The organism is Bradyrhizobium sp. 132, from assembly GCF_023074185.1.
In the GTDB taxonomy this organism is placed as follows: Bacteria; Pseudomonadota; Alphaproteobacteria; order Rhizobiales; family Xanthobacteraceae; genus Bradyrhizobium.
The window spans coordinates 103,316-122,714 of the sequence record NZ_JADPKY010000035.1 but is presented as its reverse complement, the minus strand read 5'-3'; the positions used below and the strand labels follow the sequence as shown (position 1 = coordinate 122,714).

Annotated in this window: 17 protein-coding genes; 3 read left to right on the top strand and 14 right to left on the bottom strand. The window is 63.2% G+C overall.

The annotated features are described in order from the left end of the window. Positions 1–100: 100 nt before the first annotated feature. The 7 genes from IVA74_RS06705 to IVA74_RS06675 all read right to left on the bottom strand — a co-directional run bounded on the left by IVA74_RS06705 (position 101) and on the right by IVA74_RS06675 (position 8,839). Positions 101–3,229 (bottom strand): multidrug efflux RND transporter permease subunit, encoded by a 3,129-nt coding sequence (locus tag IVA74_RS06705; protein WP_247340926.1) that lies wholly within the window; start codon positions 3,227–3,229, stop codon positions 101–103. After that, positions 3,226–4,470 carry an efflux RND transporter periplasmic adaptor subunit gene (locus IVA74_RS06700; RefSeq protein WP_247340925.1) on the bottom strand — a complete coding sequence of 415 codons (1,245 nt, stop codon included), beginning with the start codon at positions 4,468–4,470 and terminating at the stop codon, positions 3,226–3,228. Before IVA74_RS06700 ends, IVA74_RS06705 begins: the two co-directional genes overlap by 4 nt. A 35-nt stretch (positions 4,471–4,505) precedes the next feature. Next, a complete protein-coding gene (locus IVA74_RS06695; protein ID WP_247340924.1) occupies positions 4,506–4,991 on the bottom strand; it encodes a DUF992 domain-containing protein in 486 nt (161 codons plus the stop codon). Then, positions 4,992–5,591 carry a hypothetical protein gene (locus IVA74_RS06690; protein WP_247340923.1) on the bottom strand — a complete coding sequence of 200 codons (600 nt, stop codon included), beginning with the start codon at positions 5,589–5,591 and terminating at the stop codon, positions 4,992–4,994. It abuts the gene before it with no gap. 8 nt (positions 5,592–5,599) lie between these two features. Continuing rightward, positions 5,600–6,712, bottom strand: coding sequence for an AI-2E family transporter (locus tag IVA74_RS06685; RefSeq protein ID WP_247340922.1), 1,113 nt, complete (start codon positions 6,710–6,712; stop codon positions 5,600–5,602). 295 nt (positions 6,713–7,007) lie between these two features. Continuing rightward, positions 7,008–8,447 (bottom strand): basic amino acid/polyamine antiporter, encoded by a 1,440-nt coding sequence (locus IVA74_RS06680; RefSeq protein WP_247340921.1) that lies wholly within the window; start codon positions 8,445–8,447, stop codon positions 7,008–7,010. Positions 8,448–8,644: 197 nt separating this feature from the next. Continuing rightward, positions 8,645–8,839, bottom strand: a complete 195-nt coding sequence (locus IVA74_RS06675; protein ID WP_247340920.1) for a hypothetical protein — start codon at positions 8,837–8,839, stop codon at positions 8,645–8,647. 221 nt (positions 8,840–9,060) lie between these two features. Between IVA74_RS06675 and IVA74_RS06670 the strand changes: the two genes are divergently transcribed. Continuing rightward, the gene (locus IVA74_RS06670; protein ID WP_247340919.1) at positions 9,061–9,771 is read left to right on the top strand and encodes a Bax inhibitor-1/YccA family protein; all 711 of its coding nucleotides are present in this window, start codon (positions 9,061–9,063) and stop codon (positions 9,769–9,771) included. 219 nt (positions 9,772–9,990) lie between these two features. Here the strand turns inward: IVA74_RS06670 and IVA74_RS06665 are convergent, their stop codons facing one another. The 7 genes from IVA74_RS06665 to IVA74_RS06635 form a co-directional block, all read right to left on the bottom strand. Continuing rightward, the gene (locus tag IVA74_RS06665) at positions 9,991–10,494 is read right to left on the bottom strand and encodes a DUF1269 domain-containing protein (RefSeq protein WP_247340917.1); all 504 of its coding nucleotides are present in this window, start codon (positions 10,492–10,494) and stop codon (positions 9,991–9,993) included. Positions 10,495–10,667: 173 nt separating this feature from the next. Then, positions 10,668–12,389 carry a proton-conducting transporter membrane subunit gene (locus tag IVA74_RS06660; RefSeq protein ID WP_247340916.1) on the bottom strand — a complete coding sequence of 574 codons (1,722 nt, stop codon included), beginning with the start codon at positions 12,387–12,389 and terminating at the stop codon, positions 10,668–10,670. Positions 12,390–12,439: 50 nt separating this feature from the next. After that, positions 12,440–12,781 carry an NADH-quinone oxidoreductase subunit K gene (locus IVA74_RS06655; RefSeq protein ID WP_247340915.1) on the bottom strand — a complete coding sequence of 114 codons (342 nt, stop codon included), beginning with the start codon at positions 12,779–12,781 and terminating at the stop codon, positions 12,440–12,442. A 2-nt stretch (positions 12,782–12,783) separates the two neighbouring features. Further along, positions 12,784–13,722 carry a hydrogen gas-evolving membrane-bound hydrogenase subunit E gene (mbhE, locus tag IVA74_RS06650; protein ID WP_247340914.1) on the bottom strand — a complete coding sequence of 313 codons (939 nt, stop codon included), beginning with the start codon at positions 13,720–13,722 and terminating at the stop codon, positions 12,784–12,786. After that, positions 13,719–14,009, bottom strand: a complete 291-nt coding sequence (locus IVA74_RS06645) for a monovalent cation/H(+) antiporter subunit G (protein ID WP_247340913.1) — start codon at positions 14,007–14,009, stop codon at positions 13,719–13,721. The genes mbhE and IVA74_RS06645 overlap by 4 nt, the downstream gene beginning before the upstream one ends. Then, complete coding sequence (locus IVA74_RS06640) at positions 14,006–14,296, bottom strand: monovalent cation/H+ antiporter complex subunit F (protein ID WP_247340912.1); 291 nt, start codon at positions 14,294–14,296, stop codon at positions 14,006–14,008. Before IVA74_RS06640 ends, IVA74_RS06645 begins: the two co-directional genes overlap by 4 nt. After that, entirely contained in the window at positions 14,289–14,783 is a 495-nt protein-coding gene (locus IVA74_RS06635) for a Na+/H+ antiporter subunit E (protein ID WP_247340911.1), read from the bottom strand. Before IVA74_RS06635 ends, IVA74_RS06640 begins: the two co-directional genes overlap by 8 nt. Before the next feature lie 456 nt (positions 14,784–15,239). On the opposite strand from IVA74_RS06635, the gene IVA74_RS06630 reads away from it, so the two are divergent. Together IVA74_RS06630 and IVA74_RS06625 are read left to right on the top strand one after the other, a co-directional pair. Further along, positions 15,240–16,304 carry an efflux RND transporter periplasmic adaptor subunit gene (locus IVA74_RS06630; protein WP_247340993.1) on the top strand — a complete coding sequence of 355 codons (1,065 nt, stop codon included), beginning with the start codon at positions 15,240–15,242 and terminating at the stop codon, positions 16,302–16,304. Further along, on the top strand, positions 16,301–19,387 hold the full coding sequence (locus IVA74_RS06625) for an efflux RND transporter permease subunit (RefSeq protein ID WP_247340910.1): 3,087 nt from the start codon (positions 16,301–16,303) through the stop codon (positions 19,385–19,387). The genes IVA74_RS06630 and IVA74_RS06625 overlap by 4 nt, the downstream gene beginning before the upstream one ends. Positions 19,388–19,399 lie beyond the last annotated feature (12 nt).

Genomic DNA, 19,399 nt, shown 5'->3' with positions numbered 1-19,399 from the left:
CAACATCGACATCCGATGAAACCCTGAATGTGTCGGCGGGAATATTCGCCGTGTCCCGAAGCCTGCCGGAAAGTGCTTCCCGGCGTTCTGGACGCGCGGGTCAGGTGGTTCGCGCCGGAACCGATCGTGCCTTCAGGCGCTCGCGCAGGCGCTGGAATGTCACATAGAGCATTGGCACCATAAAGATTCCGATCGAGCTTGCGCCGAGCATGCCGGCAAAGACGGCGGTCCCGACCGCCCTGCGGCTCAGTTCAGCGGCGCCGGTTGCGAGCACCAGCGGCAGCAGCCCGAGAATGAAGGCAACCGAAGTCATCATGACCGCGCGGAACCGCATATGCGCCCCCTCGATCGCGGCCTCCGCAAGTTCCGTCCCGGCTTCTCGTCGTTCCTTCGCGAATTCCACGATCAGGATGCCGTTCTTGGCGGCAAGCGCGATCAGCACCACGAGGCCAATCTGGCCATACAGATCGAGATCGAGGCCGGCGATTTTGATCCCGATATAAGAGCCGAGCACGCCGACAACGACGGACAGCAGCACCGGGATCGGGATCACCGTGCTCTCATAGAGCGCCACCAGGAACAGATAGGCGAACAGCACGGCCAGCGCGAGCACCGCTCCGGTTTGTCCTGAAGCCTGTTGCTCCTGATAGGCGGTGCCGGTCCACTCGAAACTGTAGCCCGCGGGCAGTACGGCATTGGAGACCTCCGCCATGGCCGCTATCGCGGTGCCCGACGAGACGCCTGGCGCCGGGCTGCCATTCACCGTCACTGAGCGATAATTGTTGTAGCGGGTGATGACCTGAGGTCCGGTTACGATCTTGATGCCGGCGAGCGACCGCATCGGAACCATCTGACCGGTATTGTTGCGCACATAGATGCGCCAGATATCGGAAATGTCGGCGCGGTCGAGCGCCTCGCCCTGCACGTTGACCTGCCAGGTGCGTCCAAAGAGGTTGAAGTTGTTGACGTAGATGCCGCCCAGCGTCGCCTGAAGGGCGGTGAAGATATCGCTGATGGTCACGCCGAGCGCCTGCGCCTTGCGGCGATCAATGTCGAGATAGATCGATGGATTGGTCGCGGTGAAGGTCGAGAACACGCGCGTCAGTCGTGGATCGGCATTGGCCGCTTCGATCAACGCACTCGTGACACTGGAAATCGCGGCTGGGTCCTGTCCTTCCAGCGCCTGGAGCTGGTATTCGAACCCGCCTGAGGTCGAGAGTCCGATGATCGGCGGCATATTGAACGGTAGCACATTGGCCTGCCGGATTTGCGCGCCGGCTGCGTAAGTCTGCCGGATCAACGCCTGCACCGAATCCGCGGCCGCCTTGCGATCGGCAAACGGCTTGAGGCGCGTCACCACCAGCGCACTGTTGGGCTCGGACGCCCCGTCGAGCAGGGAGAAACCTATGATGGCCAAGACGTGGTCGACCGCAGGCATCTGCGTCAGGACGCGCTCGATCTGTCCGGTGACCTCGCTGGTCCGCGCGACAGACGCGCCGTCCGGCAGCTGTATCGAGGTGAAGAAGGCGCCCTGGTCTTCCTCGGGAAGGAACCCCGTCGGAGTCAGGTGCGACATCCCGAAAATGCCGGCCGCGAACATTGCGGCGAATATGAGCGAGAGGCTCGCCACGCGCAGCAGACGTCGTACACCGCCGCTGTAGCGGTCGCGAATCCAGTCGATGCCGTCAAGAACGCGTCCGATCATGCCGCGCCGCGGTCCGGTATGCCGTAGGATGAGCGCACACAAAGCGGGCGAGAGGGTCAGCGCATTGAGCGCCGAGATTATCATGGCGGCGCTGATCGTCACCGCAAACTGCCGAAACAACGTGCCGGAAATGCCGGGAATGAAGGCGATCGGAACGAAGACGGAGAGCAGCACCAGCGTGATCGCAACAATCGGCGCCGTGATCTGCCTCATGGCCTTCTTGCTGGCCTCGGTCGGTGAAATATCCGGTTCTTCCTCCATCACACGCTCGACGTTCTCCACGACGACGATGGCGTCATCCACGACGATGCCGATGGCGAGCACCATTGCGAGCAGCGACACCGTATTCGCTGAATAGCCGAGCATCAGCAACACGGCAAAGGTGCCGACCAGGCTGACCGGCACGGCAACGGCCGGTATCACCGTCGCGCGAAGATTGCCGAGGAACAGATAAACCACGATCACGACAAGGACGAATGCCTCGCCCAGCGTCCGCAGAACTTCCGAGATCGTATCTCGTACGAAGCTCGTGGAATCGTACTGCACGAGATAGCTCAACCCCGTCGGGAATCGCTTGGACAGCCGCTGCATCGTGGCTGCGACCGCCTGCGCGGTCGTTACGGCATTGGCGCCCGGCGCCAGATAGATCGCGAGAGGCACCGCGGCGCGCCCGTCGATCCTCGCTTCGCTGTCAAGGTTCTGCGCGCCCATCTCGACCCGGGCGACGTCCTTGACGAGCAGCGTCGAACCGTCCGGGTTGGCGCGCAGCACGATATTGGCGAACTGGTCGACCGTTGCGAGCCGCCCCAGGGTCTGCACGTTGAACTGGAATTGCTGGTCGTCGCTGATCGGACGCGCACCGATGCGGCCGACCGGCGCCTGGACGCTCTGCGTGCGAATTGCTGCGATCACGTCCGAGGGCGTGAGATTGAGGCTGGTCAGCCGCTGCGTATCGAACCAGATCCGCATCGAGTAATTCATCTTGGCGAACAGGTGAGCCTGGCCGACGCCGGGTGTGCTGGAGATCGCGTCGAGCACGTTGATGATCGCGTAATTGGTGATGAACAGCGGGTCCTGCTGACCTTCGGCGCTGTACAGCACCAGAAATTGCAGGATCGCCGACGATTTCTTCTGCACCGTCACGCCCTGCTGCTGTACCTCAGTGGGCAATTGCGACAGCGCGCTCTGCACCCGGTTGTTGACGTTGACGGTGTTGATATCGGGGTCGGTGCCGAGCGCAAACGACACCGTCAGGGTGTAGCTGCCGTCATTGCCGCTGGTCGATTTCATGTAGAGCGCACGATCGACACCGATCACTTGCGCTTCGAGGGGCTGAGCGACGCTGGTCTCCACGACCTCGGCAGACGCGCCGGGAAAGGTGCCGGCGACCGTGACCTGCGGCGGCACGATGTCCGGGAACTGCGCTACCGGGATCCGCGTCAGCGCGAGCGCGCCTGCGATGGTGATGATGAAGGCAACGACCATCGCAAGTCGCGGGCGATCAATGAAGACGGCGGACATCATGGTTTTTTGTCCTCCGGGCGCGTGGCGGTCGAGGCGCCACGGTCTGGCAACGAGGGTGCGTCGCTTGCGCCGGCCTTCATGCTCGACTGGATCAGCGCACTGGCCGGACCCGGCGAAACCGCCTGGCCCGCACGAGCCCTTTGCAGGCCTTCGACGATGACCTTGTCGCCGGCGGCGAGGCCATTGATGACGGAAGCGATGGTGGGCGTCGACTGCCCAAGCTGGATACGGCGTTGTTCGGCCTTGTCGCCGGTGCCGACAATGAGAACGTAGTCGCCCTGCTGATCGGACAGCACCGCCGAACGCGGGACCGCCAACACCTCGATGGGCTGGATACCTTCCAGCACGACCGTAACGAATTCGCCGTCGGTCAGTTCGTGGACGGTCACGCCCGCGACGGACGGCGCGCGCAGGATCGGGTTGTCGATCTCGCCGCGCACCGTGATCGTGTCGGTATTCTGGGCGATCGTGTTGTCGACAAAGTTCAGCTTGCCGGATTGGCCATACATGCGGCCATTGGGCAGTCGCAGCCGGATCACCACGGCTTCCAGACCCCCTTGCGGTCCATAAGGTTCGCGCAGTTCGAGTGCCTGACGCAGCGGCACCGGGAAGGTGACGTACATCGGATCCTGGCTGACGATCGTGGTCAGCACGCCCGAGCTTGGACCGACGACATTGCCTTCAGTCACGGCTGTGCGTCCGATCTTGCCGTCGATCGGCGCGCTGATCATGGTGTAGTCGAGGTTGATCTGGGACGCATTGACTTGTGCTTGTGCGGCCTGGACCTGGGCTTCCAGGCTGCGCTCGTTGGCGATCGCTGCGTCGTAGGTCGATTGCTGACCGGCTGGCCCACTGAGCAGCGTACGCGCGCGCTCGGTCGTCAGCTTGGCGTTCTCGAGCATCGCCTGGAGCTGGGCCACCTGCGCCTGCTTTGACGCAAGATCGGCCTCGAACGGGCCGCGCTCGAGCCGGTAGAGCGGGGCGCCCTTTTTGAGCTCGGCACCCTCGACGAACAGTCGCTGTTCCAGAAACGCGGTGACGCGAGCCACGATATTGACCCGATTGACCGCCTCGATCCGCCCGAGAAATTCGCTGCTCTCGGTGATCGGTCGCTTGATCGCTTCGACGATGCCGACAGCAGGCGGAGCGCTGGAGGCTGGCTGTGCTAAGGCCATGCCGCCAGCGATGAATGTCAGGAAACTCGCCGCCAGCATCCTGACCGAAATTTCCGCAAGGTCCATTGTCCGCTCCCGGCTCCAGGGCTTGGGACAAGCTGCTAACGGTGTCCGCGCGGGCCGAGTGTCAGGTTCGCAATCCCCGCCGCAAGGTTCAATCCGATTGATCGCTCGATCGACAGGGGCTGGAGCGCAATCGTCCGGCGAGAGCCTCCAATGAGAACGTTTGCTCCGAGCCCGGGACCGAACGCGACATTGCCGCTCGCGCCCACGTAGCTCCCCCGCAGCGTGCCGGGGCCGACGCGCGAGTTCCTGGCGAAGACGGCCCATGAGAGGCTTCCGGCGCTGGTCACGCCGATGTCGAGACCAACCCGCCTGATCCGCCCGTCGTAGACGTACTGCCGAGTCGGGCGTGTCGTCGTGAATACGCAACGAAGCTCCTGCGCGGAGCCAAGCACCAGCCCAACGCGTGGTGTGCTGGCGCATATAAGCCGGCCGACTCTGAACGTTTCCGCGCGCGCGGGCAGGGCATCGGCGCACATCAAAGCGAATCCGCAGATGATTGCGAGAAGCAGGTTAATGCGCATTCAGGCCTCCGTTTGGCTTCCAGTGTTGTCGGGCAAGCTCGCTGGGGTGCGGTCCTGACGAAGCCAGAACGTGATACCGAGGCCAATCAGCAGGACGGCGCCCAACAGGAAGAAGATGATGGATTGCTGCAACCAGGATATCGCCGGAACCGTGATGCCCATCGCAAGGCCGAGGAAGGCGATCTGGGCGGACTGGAGACTGACGCCGGCGAGGAATGTCCCGAGCGCGAGCAAGGTAAGGAGAACCAGGCTTGTCGCCGGCGTCGGCAGCAACTGCTGAACTCCGGATACCAGCATGATGTTCATCGCGACCAGAACGGCGACCCAATGCAGCGCCTGGGTCCAGATTAGCCGCCAGCGCTCCTCCCTGCCGTCGACCTCGGGCCACTTGTTGATGACGCAGACTACGCCGATGGCAAGGGCAAGGAATTCCCAATAGCCGACGAGAGGCTGATGCGAAGCATTGGTGTAGGCGACGCCCGCAATGGCGAGCACAAGCGCGGCGATGTAGGGCAGCTGCTGCCACAGCAAGCGGGTCATCCCCGGATGTATTGACGGCGGACCCGTTGCGGCGTTCCGTTCAGCTTCGAGCTCGCTCATGCGGCACCTCAGGATCGTCCCTTGTTGACCATCAGCGGGGGATCGCCGAGATAGTCCTCGACGTAGAACCTGATGATCGCGACCCGGCCGACCGCGACGAGTGGCATGGCGAGCGCGATGCCCATGACGCCGAACATGGCGCCCAGCAGCACGATCGCCACCAAAGTCCAGGCCGGGGGGATTTCGACGGCTTGGCGCTGGATCAGGGGGCCGATCACGTATCCTTCGATCGACTGGATCAGGGTATACACGACGACGGCCCAGATCAGCGGCGATCCTCCGAGCGGCATAGCGACGAGCGCGATCGGAATTGCGGCGACGATCGGCCCGAGATACGGGACGAAGTTCGATAAGCCCGCCTGCAAACCAAGCAGGAAGGGACCAGGCAGCCCGATCCAGTAGAGCGCGATCCAGACGCACAGCGTCATCAGGACAATGCGGATAAGTTGTCCTACGAACCAGAGCCGCAGGACGCTTCCCATCTGGTCCATCACGCCGCGCATCCGTGCGCGATAGGACGGCTTCGCGAGTATGACGAGACTTTCGCGGTGGCTATCGGGATCGAAGGCGAAGAGGATGCCCAGGAACAGGATCACCAGCACGCCAGTCAGGAAGCTCGACGCCCCGCCAAGGACGAATTGGGCGTGGCTGAAGAACCGGCCTTGGTCGGAGACCAGCCATTGCGTGAAATCCCGACCCCATTCGGGACCGAGCAGATCGACGCCATAGGTCAGAAGATGCTGCTGCAGGACGTCAAATTGGGTGTCCATGACCTTCAGCAGAAGACGAGTTTGCTCCGGAAGCTTGCCGGCTCCCCACACGAGGCCAAGTCCGACCGTTGCAGTGAGCAGCAGCAGCACCAAAGTCAGCCGCCAGATGCGACCGAGGCGGACGACAGGCGCAATCGCCCTTGCGGCGGCATCCAGAAGGGCTGCAAACAGCACGCCCGCGAAGATGATGAGCAGGCTCGAGACGGTTTTCCAGATCAAAAAGAGGGCCACGCTTACGCCGAGCAGAGCGAGACCCGTCGCGAGAACGCTGCGCGGGCCGTGTTCGATCGCCGGCGTCCTGCGGATCGCGCTCTCGTGGAGTTGCTCTTGTCCGGACGTCACGTCGCTCATCGGGGGAACTCGGGGATTGCAGCTGGGACCGTCGCATCCGCCCATCAGGTACGAACACGGCGGCTGCCATAGTGAGGATGCGAGCCGCCGCGATGGCGCCAATGGCGATGCTTGGTCGGGTTCGTATTCGTATTTGGTGTGGCGGCTGCGGGCGCTGTCGCTGCGGGTTTCGGCGTCGACGCGGTCGATTGCGCTTGGGAGAAACTCGGCTGCGCGGCCGCGATCGACCCGATTAGGATCAGAGCGCCGTAAACCTGCCGGACGTTCATGTTCGCCTCCATTTGGTCCCAACACCTCAGATCGAGATCGCACCCACGGCCAGCGCATAAACTCCGGCACAAGCAGCGAGCGTGATCGCGGCAAAGATGATCGCCTCGAACGGCTTGAAGACGGATTCCTTGCGCTCGCGCTTGGCCAGAACGAACAGAACCGTTCCCGGCGCGTAGAGTATCGACGACAGCAGAAGAAACGTTGGACCGCCCGCGTAGAGCATGCCGATTGCGTAGAGCGTTGCGATCGCCGAGCGGATCCCGTCGACGGTGCGGGCGCGTTCCCCGGCATGGTAGGAGATGCCGAGATACGTCAGCTTGAGGCCGTAGGCGGCCACCAGAAAATAGGGGATCAACGTCATCGCGCTTGTCATCTTCAAGGCGAGCGTGAACGCATACTCTGCGAACCATGTAATCAGAACGAAGGCCTGGATGACGCAATTGGTGAGCCACAGTGCTCCGACAGGGACTTCGTGTTTGTTCACGACCGCGAGAAAGGAGGGCATGGTGCGGTTGATGGCCGCGGAATGCAGCACCTCGGCCGCGAGCAGCGACCACGACAGGTAATTGCCCAGAATCGAGACCAGCAGCGCCAGGCTGATGAAAATGCCGCCCCATCGCCCGACCATCGCTTCCATCACGCCGGCCATCGAGGGTGTCGGCAGGCCCGCGAGTTGCTGTCGCGGAAGGACTCCATAGGATAGTATCGTCACGAGGACGAGAAGGCAGAGAACGGACAGGAATCCGGCGACGGTCGCAAATCCGATGTCGGAGCGATCACGGGCGTAGCGCGAGTACACGCTGGCGCCCTCGATTCCGACAAAGACGAACACCGTGAGTAGCATCGTGCTTCGAACCTGCGAGAACACCGCTACCGCGCCCGGCTGCTCGGTCCCCCAGAAATTCCGGGAGATCAGGTCGAAATCGAGGACGATGAACGCTACGCCGATGAAAAGCATGATCGGGATGATCTTGGCGTAGGTCGCGATCGTGTTGAGGGCGGCGGCCTCCTTGATGCCACGCAGTACAAGAAAATGGACGCTCCATAGCAGGAGGGATGCCGCCGCGATCGCCGCCGGCGTCGTGCCGTCGCCGAAGATCGGAAAAAACTGACCGATTGTCGCCTTGATCAGGATGAGGCAGGCGACGTCGGCGAGGCAGCATCCGATCCAATAGCCGGCCGCCGAGGCGAAGCCGATATAGTCGCCGAAGCCAGCCTTGGCATATGCGTAGATGCCTGCGTCCAAGTCGGGCCTACGGCGAGACAGCGCCTGAAAAACGAAGGCGAGCATCAGCATGCCGGTGCCCGCGATGACCCAGGCGATTAACGTCCCCAGGACGCCCGTGGCGTGTCCAAACGATGCGGGCAGCGCGAAGATGCCGGAGCCGATCATCGACCCGACCACGAGCGCGACGAGCGCGCTACGCGAAAGCTTCGCGCCAACCTCTTTCGACGAAGGAGCCATGACGAGAATGGCTTTCCGGCCGGAGATGAAGTGGGCGCGACCTCGAATTGAAGCAGGATAGGCCGGCCACCCTTGGCAGGGATCTTAGAGGCGGCCTCCGAGGCGGGAAATCAGGGATTCCATGTAGAGGGCAATGTCGGAAATCGGCCCGACGGCGACCCCGCGGCAGCGGGACGCTGGCGGGGGGGAGCTGTGCTCTAATGCCGACTGGCCGGTCCAGGCGCCGCGGCGACGATCAGCACGAAGCTGGCGCGGCAGAATTCGCCTGCTTTTGCGATTTCTGCTGCGATATGTCTGGCGTGCACGAACGCGGCTTCCTGATCCACGTGCTCATATCCGGTCCCGTCCAGGCAGAGCCCGTACTTGTCGACGATATGAAAAAAGTAGCGCATGCGGACTGAGTAGGCCGCTGTGCCGCGAGCTACCAGTGACAAACGTGTAAGGAATCTAGGCAAAATGGATGAGGAACTCGCGCGCACGCTATGGTTCGCGGGCCACCAGCGTCCGGAGATAGGTATTGTATCTGCCTGCGATCGGGTGATCAGCTGATGTTCCAATCGCAGGCCGGCCGGTATTGTGCATACTTCCTGCCCAGACGCGAGCAGGCCAAGCGATGTCCGACTATGATCCGAACGCGACTTTCTCGACCACGGCTGGCACGTCGCCTGCGATCGACGTTGGATTACGCGCCTACATGCTGCGCATCTACAACTATATGGCCGCGGGCGTTGGCCTGACCGCCGTTGTTGCGTGGCTGACTTATGAGGTTACCGGTCCCGCATTGCTGGAGAGCCCGCTGATGTGGGTTTTCATTCTAGCTCCGCTCGGGCTGGTGTTTTTTATCGGAGCGCGCATCAATACGCTGTCGGCGGCAACCGCGCGGCTGTTGTTCTTCGTCTATGCCGCGTTGGTCGGCGTCTCGCTCTCGATCCTGCTGCACATCTACACCAGTGCCTCGATCACGCGCGTCTTCTTCATCGCGGCCGCAATGTTCGGAGCGCTCAGCATCTTCGGTTACTCCACAAGGCGAGATCTGTCCGGGATTGGGAGCTTCCTGTTCATGGGCCTGATCGGCGTCATCGTCGCAAGCCTGATCAACCTCTTCCTGAGGTCGACGGGACTCGATTGGTTGATCTCGATCGTCGGCGTCGGTGTCTTCGCGGGGCTCACTGCCTACGACACCCAGCGGATCAAGGCGATGTATGACAACAGGGACGACGAGACCACGGCAGGTCGCAAGTCCGTGATCGGGGCGCTGTCGCTCTATCTGAACTTCATCAATCTGTTCATGATGCTCCTGCGCCTCTTGGGCGGTCGGCGCTGAAGGCTAAGTTCGACCGGTCGTTGTCGCGGACCGGCTTTGCTATCCTGTTCGTCGATCATGACCGAAACGACTGCATCCATGTCGACGACGAGCTTATCCACGGCACCGAACGTAGCCGCGCGCGCCGCCTGTGCGACTACCCAGGGCCTCCCTCTCAACCACGAGAAATGACTGCGCGCCTCGCCTCAGGTCGACGCTGGAAAGCAGAGACCGGCGGTTTCAGGAAACCGGTCGCTCCGCCGCGCTGGCGAGCGCGTCGCGCAGGATCTTTTCCTTGGTCTCGTCCAGAGAGGTCTTCAGCACGACCCCACCGGCGTCCTTGATCTCGTTGAGGACCTTGTCGGCGGTCATGTTCTTGATCAGAACGAAGAGGGCCGCGTTGCCGGGGTGGAGCGATGCCGAAAGCTCCTTCACGAACGCGTCGTTGATGCCGAAATCGGTCAATGCGCCTCCCAGCGCTCCGGACGCGGCGCCGAGCGCCACACCGATGATCGGATTGAGGAAGAGGACGCCGATCAGGAGGCCCCAGAAGCTGCCGGAGATCGCGCCCGTCGCCGTGGTGTTGACAAGCTGGTTCAGCTTCACGCTGCCTGTTTCTGTCTTCACTGCGATGACGGCATCGCCGATGGAGATCAGATACTCTTTTTGCAACTTGAGCAGCCGCTGGCGGACGTCCTCGGCCTTCGCCTCGTTCGGGTACACGATCGCGACAAGATCAGACATGGAGGCCTCCGTTTACATTGAGGTAGCTCGTCCAGAAGGGACTGATTCCGGCTGTACGGTGCGACATCGAGACTAGAAGGTGAGAGGCCAGCCCGGCATCCGAGAAAACCCGCGGGAGCAGGGAGGATGTTCCGGACCTGCCGGAACGAGAATCCTTCGCCGGCCTTAGAGATTCAATTGGCGGCGAACATCAGCGCGGCGAGCAGCAACGCGACCAGGAGGAGGGATATGCTGGCCGTCGACCATTGGCGAAGAACGCCGTCGCCCGTTTCGACGAGGCTGCCGAGTCCGATACAGGTTCGCCGCAAGGGGGCGATCAGCTGCATGATCGTTTTCCCGGCTGCCGAAAACGCCAGCGGATGCGGCCAGGGGCTGAGCAGGATCGCAAGCGCTGCACCTCCGAACACGGTTACGAGAAATTTGACGAGCGCTTCGTCTCCGAACAGTTTAGATTCCACGGTATACGTGATCGGCAAATACGGCTCCCATGGCAGCAGGCCAAGCAATAGCGAGCAGAGTGCCAAGGCAAGCGCCGCCAAACCGCTGCCGCGTGGCGGCTTCGCGACGAGGGCGACCGGCTGATCCGAAGGCGAAAGCGCATGGGCAAGTACCAGAACGACATAGGCGGCCGTGAACATCCCGCCGACCTGGAGCACGCCAGCCCACCACCACTGTCCCGTCCTCGCCGTCTCCTGGAGCAACAACTCCTTCGCGAGGGACGCGCCGCTCGGTTGAATTCCCATCAGTGCGAAGCCGGCTAACCCGAAGGTCATGACGCTCAAGGGCAGGGCGCGTGCGGCGCCGCGGATCCCGGTGATGCGATCATGGCCCAGTCCTGCGTAGATCGACCCGACTGCCAGGAACATTGCCGCTTTCGCGGCGGCGTGGGAGATCGCCTGAATCAATCCACCCGCCAGGGCCTGTCCCGTTTCGAGCCGTCCTGAGGCATCGAGGGCGAGTGGAAACAGCAGGAAAAGGTACCCGATCTGGGCCATTGTCGAATATGCGACGAGCAGCTTGAGGCGCTGCTGCCGCAGGGCGACGATGCTTCCGACCACGATCGCGCCGGCTCCCAATGCTGCCAGAAATTGTGCAGCGGCAAAGCCGGGCACGCCGGGCAGCACGTTGAACCACACCCGCAGGAGGATGAAGAACGATCCCTTCACGACCAGGCCGGACAGGATCGCGCTCGCTGCGGCCGGGGCGCCGGCGTGAGCGGGCGGCAGCCAGAGGTGTAGCGGAAACAGCGCGGTCTTGGCGAGGAGGCCGGTCGTCATCAACGCTGCCGCAATGAGCGCGCCGGGCTCCGCGGAGACGCGATGAGACAGCAGCACGATATCGAGCGTGCCGTAGAGGCCGTAGAGCAGCGCCGTGCCCATCAGGTAGAGGACGGACCCGACCAACGCGAAGAGAAGGTAGCGCAACGCTGCCTGAAGCGTCTCCGCCCGGCCCTCCAGAGAGACCAGCGGCACCGCGGCGAACGTCAGTAATTCCAAGGCAACGTAAAGGGTGAAGAGGTCGCCTCCGACGAAGATGGTGTTCAGCGCCGCCCAAACCGCCAGCAGAAGAATCCAGAATGCGAACGGTGCCCGGCCGTATCCTGCTGCAAGACGAAAATCGGCTGCGGCAAAAATGGCGACCGCACAGACTACGATGGCCGTGGCGGCGAGCATCACCGCCGACAATCCGTCCGCGCGCAGGGCCACCCCCAGAGGTGGCGGCCAGGCACCCAGCAGATAGACCAGGTGACCGTCGTTCTGCGGCAACGCCAGGAGAACGCCCCCGGAAATTGCTAGGCCGACCGGTATGACCGTGAAGGCGACCCGCCGGACATAGCGGTCGCCGAGCGCGAACGCCAGCAGCACGCCCGCGACTGGCACGACGATCAACAGCACCAGCAGGAGATCTGCCGTCGTCGTCGCCAGCGCGGAGGGAGTGGCCATCATCAGCCGCCGGGCGCGTCGGAACGCGAACTCGTCGGCGCGCGACTGCCGAGCGTCGTGGAGCCGCTGGTGTGGAACAACCGCAGCAAAAGGGCGATCGCCATTGCCGTCGCGGAAAACGCGACCACGACCCCGGTGATTACCAGGGCCTGCGGCACCGGATCGTTGCCAACACCCGCCGCAGCCCCCCTCCGTCCGACGATCCCGAACAGAAGGAACACGCCGCTGCCGAGCAAGTTGAACGCGAGGATCTTGCGGAGCGATTGCGGGTTCGTGATCAGGCCGTAAAGCCCAAGCCCGACCGCAGCGGCCGCGCACAATCCGAACACCGATACGCTGCTCATCGCTATGTATTCCTTTCCGGCGCGCCAGCGAGGAGGAGGGCGAGGGTCGCTGCGATCGTGAGGATCATCGCGACCTCGATGCCGAGAATTAGCGGTTTGGCGAACGCAACCGGATAGGCGAGGAAGGCCGCTCCGAAACAAAGCCCGCCGAGGCCAACGACAAGAAACAGGCAGGGCCCGGCGACCAGGATAAACCGTAGCCATCGGCTGCTCACCGGTGGTGTGTCCGCCAATCCAGCCATGATGACCAGCAGCCACATGGACGCGAGAACCGCACCGCCCTGAAATGCTCCGCCGGGGTGGTCGGCGCCTGTCCACAGCATGTAAATGCCGACGACGATCCCCGCCGGGGGCAACAGGCGGGCGAGGAAGGCGAGAACGCCATTTGGGTCGGCTTCGTGACGCGGTCCCGGACGGCCGCCCCAGGCCCGGTCCGACGCGAGCGACCAGACGCCCACGACGGCCAACAGGAGCACGACCTTCTCGAGCATGGTGTCCAGCCCTCGAAATGCCATGAGGACATTGGTGACCGGATTGGCCATTCCGGTCGCTCCGGCATTCGCGACGACCGCCGGTGCCAGCGTCGGAGCATAATCGGGCAGGATCAGGATCGCGAACGCCAGGGCTGCCGCGATCGATGCGGACAGGATAGCGGCGATCAGACGTGTAGAACGGTCTGGTCGTTCGGCTGCCGTCGCCTCGGCATCGCGCAACCGGGCAGCCGCACCCAACAGCACGACGCCGCCCAAGCCGCCGCCGATGGCGGCTTCCGTCAGTGCGACATCGACCGCGTCGAGACGGACCCAGATCAGCGCAACCAGGAGACCGTAGGCGACGAAACCGACGGTCGCCGAATACGTCTCGGGGACGGCGATGGTCCAGATGGCGAGGCCCAGTACCACGGCGGCGAGTGCGATCTCGAAGACCGTTGCGATGCTCATCTGGCCCCGCTTCGGCGCACCGCGCGCGCGATCAATTGCGAGACGGTGGCGCCCGCCAGCAGTGCGAACATCCAGATGCTGATCAACTTCAGCCCGTCGCGAAGGCCTTCAGCTTGCGGGAGCAACCCGAGCACGACGAATCCGAGGCCGAGGTTGTCTGCCTTGGTCAGCGCGTGGAGGCGGGTCAAGGTGTCGGGGAAGCGAAGGAGGCCCACTGTACCTGCCAGGAAGAAGAACGCGCCCGTCGACACGCACGCAATCGTCATGATGTCCCGCGCGAGGTTCATTTGCCCTCCGCCGAACCGACGCCGTCGCTTTCCAGGCGGGACAGCCCTTTTTTGACGAACGCGATGGACGCGAAAGTGGCGAGCAGCGCGAGGATCAACGCCACGTCAACGGCCGCCCGGACGCCTGTCACGGTGCCGAGGAGCAGCAGCACGGCGATGCCCGCGGTGCCGATCAGCTGCGCAGCCATCATCCGATCGGCATCGCCCGGACCGCGCAATATCGACACAAGGCCGAGGGCCAGCAGCGTCAGGATCAAGCCGACGGCGGCGGTCAGGAATTCAGTCATTGTAGAGGGCCCGAATGAGTGCCGCTTCCTCGGCGGCGAGATCGGCAAGGACCGGCTGCGTGACATCGAGGCAGTGATAGATGATCTGTCCGTTCTCCTCGCCGGCAGGCACTGTTCCGGGCAACAGGCTGGTCAGTGTCGTGAAAACGTTTTGCCGCACGCCTCGCGGCAGCCGCGTCGGATAGGCTACGAACCCGGGACGCAGAGGCAATCGGGGGTTCAGCGCGCGGCCTGCCACGTCTATTCCGGCGACGACGGAGTGATACAGGAAAAGCGACGCCAGACGGGCAATGGCTGGGAGCGACCGCCGCGAACTGCCCGGCTCCAGCAAGTACAAGCTTGTCCAGGTTGCTACCGCGATTGCGACCGCTGCGGCAGGAACGTCTCCGACCTGAGCGCCAGCGAGCACGAGCCAGAGGCAGCCGAACCCGACCGCACGCGAAGCAACGCTCGACCACCACCCTCGGGTGATGGTGCCCGCCGGCACGTTTCGTTGTCCTGAGGATCCGCTCATGCTGGAAATCCTCCATCGGCATCACATCGCATCGTCGAGCTTCAGGGTACCTGAAGGGATCAGCCTTCGCGTTGGGGCGCGACCGCGCGTAGCGATACATCATAGGTCGTTCGTCCGGCGCCAGCGTGCCGGTGCTTCGCCGGACGATTCCATCATGTATCCTGGGCGTAGGCGGCGATATCGGGTGATTGCCTGATCGGGTCTCAGGAATCTCCCAAGCCACGAACTCGGGCAAACCGCGATTACATCCGGATGCATCGGGTAGATTTACCGATGTCCGGGACCAGCGCTTCCGGCGAAAATGGCGGCGGGGATCGTCAGAAGACCGAGGCCTGCGGAAAGCCGATTTGCCAGGCGACGTTTCACACCGGAACGGAAGAGCTCATGTTCAACCGCAGCAGCCATTCCTCTTTCAGACGCATCAGCGCTATGGTCATTTTGACGGCGCTCTCGCCGGTGCTGGCAGCCTGCGGTAGGGAAACGGCAGCGAATGACACGCCAGCCCCTCGTATAGTGCGCACGACGACCGTGGAAAAGCGCAAGCTCACGACGCCCCTGACGTTCTCCGGACGGATCGAAGCGGAAGATGAAGTCAATCTGGCATTCCGGATCTCGGGTCGGCTGTTGAACAACGACACCAAGATCGGCGATCGGGTCAAAGCCGGTCAGGTACTGGCGCGATTGGAGTCCCAGAACGAGTTGAACGCGCTGCGCCAGGCGCAGGCGTCGCTTGCCGCGGCACAAGGGCAGCTGACACAGGCGCGCAATCATTTCGACCGTCAGGAGACGCTCCTGGCGCAGGGTTGGACCACACGGGTCAACTACGATGCCGCGACGCAGGCCCAGCAAACGGCGCGGTCGCAAGTCGACGCCGCCGAAGCCGCGCTGAGTGCCGCGCATGACCTCGTCGGCTTCACCGAACTGAAAGCCGATGCCCCAGGCGTGATCACCGCCACCGGTCAGGGAGCCGGCGAAGTGGTGCAGGCCGGACAGATGATCGCGAGGATCGCGCGGCAAGACGGTCGCGATGCCGTCTTCGACGTTCCCTCTCAACTGGTCAGATCGGCTTCGGCCGATCCGGAGGTCGAGGTCAGCCTGGCGGATGATCCGACCATCAAGGCCAAGGGGCGCATCCGCGAGGTTGGCGCGCAGGCCAACGCCGTGACCAGGACCTTCGAGGTCAGGGTCGGCCTGACCGACCCACCGCCGGCGATGCGCCTTGGTGCGACGGTCGTCGGGCGGGTGAGCACGAGCGCGGGGCCGATGATCGATATTCCGGCCTCAGCCCTGACGAGGATGAACCAGCGACCCGCCGTGTGGATCGTCGATCCAACCGCCAGTACGGTGTCGGTGCGCAATGTGGACGTTCTGCGGTTCGACGAGGCCCAGGCGGTGATTTCGCAAGGATTGGACACCGGCGAGATCGTTGTTACCGCTGGGGTGCAGGCGCTTCATCCGGGCCAGAAGGTCCGGGTTCTCGGATCAGAGCAATGAGCGGGGTCAATCTGTCCGATTGGGCGCTGAAAAGCCGTTCGCTGGTTGTCTATATGATGATCATCGCGGTGGTTGCGGGTGGGCTGTTCTATTTCCGCCTGGGTCGCAACGAAGATCCGGCCTTTATCATCAAGACCATGGTCGTTCAGGCCGCTTGGCCGGGCGCGTCCGTCGAGGAAACGATGAAGCAGGTGACGGAGCGCCTCGAACGCCGCCTGCAGGAGACGCCGCATCTCGACTTCCTGCGAAGTTTTACCAGGGCAGGCGTCTCGACCGTCTTCGTGAATCTGAAAGGCAGTGCCAGCGCACGAGAGGTCACAGACACCTGGTACCACGTGCGCAAGTCGATCGGCGACATGCGCCATACGCTACCCGCCGGAGTGATCGGGCCTGGGTTCAACGACGAATTTGGCGATACTTTCGGAATTATCTACGGCTTTACCAGCGACGGCTTCAGCCAGCGTGAGCTGCGCGACCGGGTCGAAGATATCCGCTCAAGGCTGCTTCTCGTGCCCGACGTGTCGAAGATCGAGCTCCTGGGCGAACAGGACGAGGTGATCTTCGTCGAGTTCTCCACGAAGGAGCTTGCGGCACTCGGAGTCGACCGGTCCGCCCTTATTGCGGCCCTCCAGTCGCAAAACATCGTACGTCCGGCCGGAACGATACAGACGAGCGCCGACAGCATCTCGATACGGGTATCTGGCGGGTTTCAGTCGGAACGGGACATCGCCGACATCAATTTTTCCGCGAGCGGACGTATGCTTCGCCTGAGCGACATCGCGCGGGTGCGTCGCGGTTACACGGACCCGCCCCACCCGATGTTTCGGGTCAATGGGAAGCCGGCGATAGGACTCGCAATCGCCATGCGGGACGGCGGGGATATTCTTGCGCTGGGTGCGAACATCACCAAGGCGATGGCGCAGATTACCGCGGACCTCCCGATCGGGATCGAGCCAAGCGTGGTCGCGGATCAGCCCGTCGTGGTCAACCACGCCATTCGGGAGTTCATGGTCTCGCTGCTTCAGGCGATCGCCATCATCATGGTGGTGAGTTTCATCAGCCTCGGCGTGCGACCCGGCCTGATCATAGCGCTTGCCATACCGTTCACGCTGGCGATCGTCCTGCCGATCATGGGTCTGCTGAGCATCGACATGCAGCGGATATCGCTCGGCGCGCTGATTATCGCGCTCGCGTTGCTGGTCGACGATGCGATGACGACCACCGACGCGACCCTCACCAAACTGGCGGAGGGCGCCAGCAAAGTCGAGGCGGCAACCTTCGCCTACCGGACCCATGCGATGGCGATGCTCGCGGGCACGCTGGTGACGATCGCGGGATTCATCCCGGTCGGCTTTGCGGCAAGCTCGGCCGGCGAATACACGTTTTCGCTGTTCGCGGTGGTGACGATCGCGCTGCTGGTGTCGTGGTTCGTCGCGGTCATTTTCACGCCGCTGCTTGGCGCTGCGATCCTCGTCCCGCCCAAGCAAGGCAACTCAGCCGACCCGGGCAGGATTTTTCGGATCTACCGCAGTTTCCTAACATCGGCGATGCGCGCGAAATGGCTGACCATTGCGATCTCGGTGGCGCTCTTCGTCGCCTCGGTTCTGGCGATGCCGTTGATCCCGCGGCAGTTCTTTCCCTCGTCGGATCGGCCGGAGCTGCTGGTCGATGTCAGCCTGCCTCAGAACGCTTCGATCTACGCGAGCGAAGCTGCGGCGAAGCGCCTCGATGGCGCGCTCGCGAGCGATCCCGATGTGGCGCGGTGGAGCACCTACGTCGGACGGGGGGCGATCCGCTTCTATCTGCCCCTCAACGTCCAGCTCCCGAACGACTTCTTCACGCAGACCGTCGTGATCGCGAAGGATGTCGCCGCACGCGAACGCCTGCATTCCAAGCTTGAAAAGCTGCTCGCCGAAGAATTTCCCAAGGCCATCGCGTTCGTATCTCCGCTCGAGCTCGGGCCGCCGGTCGGTTGGCCGATCCAGTATCGGGTCAGCGGGCCTGACGTTGAGCGGGTGCGCGAGATCGCGCTGCAGGTCGGGAAAATCGTCGCGTCCAGTGCGGACACCAAGCAGGTGAATTTCGATTGGATGGAGCCCGACCGACAGGTGCGCATCCGCGTCGACCAGAACGAGGCCCGGCAACTCGGCCTGAGCTCGCAGGCAACCGCGACCGTCCTGAACGCCGTCATCACGGGCACGCCCATCACCCAGGTCCGTGACGATATCTACCTGGTCAACGTGGTGGCGCGGGCTACCGACGAGCAGAGGGTCTCGTTGGACAGTCTGCGCAATCTGCAGGTAGGACTGCCAGGCGGACAAACGGTTCCTCTCAGTCAATTTGCGTCCTTCGAGTATGATCAGGAGTTTCCGCTCATCTGGAGGCGAGATAGGGTTCCGACCTTGACGGTCCAAGCCGCCATCGCCGGTGACAGCTTGCCGGAAAGCGTGGTCGCCTCGCTATTGCCGGCGATCGAGAAGTTCCAGAAGACGCTTCCGCCATCGTACAGCGTGGCGGTGGGCGGGACAGTGGAGGAAAGTCAGAAGTCGCAGGCATCCGTGCTGGCCGTCGTCCCGGTGATGCTGTTGGTCATGTTCACCGTCCTCATGGTGCAGCTCCAAAGCTTCCCTCGACTGTTCATGGTCTTGAGCGTGGCTCCCCTGGGGCTGATCGGGGTCGTCGCAGCGTTGATGTTGTCCGGAAGGCCGCTTGGCTTCGTCGCCATTCTGGGGGTCCTCGCGCTCCTCGGCATGATCAGCAAGAACGCGGTCATCCTGATCGGTCAGATCGACGCGGAACGCGCCCTCGGCAAGACGCCCTGGGACGCGGCAGTCGACGCCAGCAGCTCCCGGTTTCGGCCGATCATGTTGACGGCCGTATCCACCGTCCTCGGGATGATCCCGATCGCGCCGACGGTGTTTTGGGGACCGATGGCATTCGCGATCATGGGCGGCTTGCTGGTGGCGACGGTCCTTACGCTCGTCTTCTTGCCGACGATTTACGTCGCGTGGTTCGGCGCGACCGAGCGGGCCGGCGGCGCCGCTCTGCGCAAGCCGTCAGAGGGGCAAAGCAAAGCCGGATAGGGGAATCCTCGT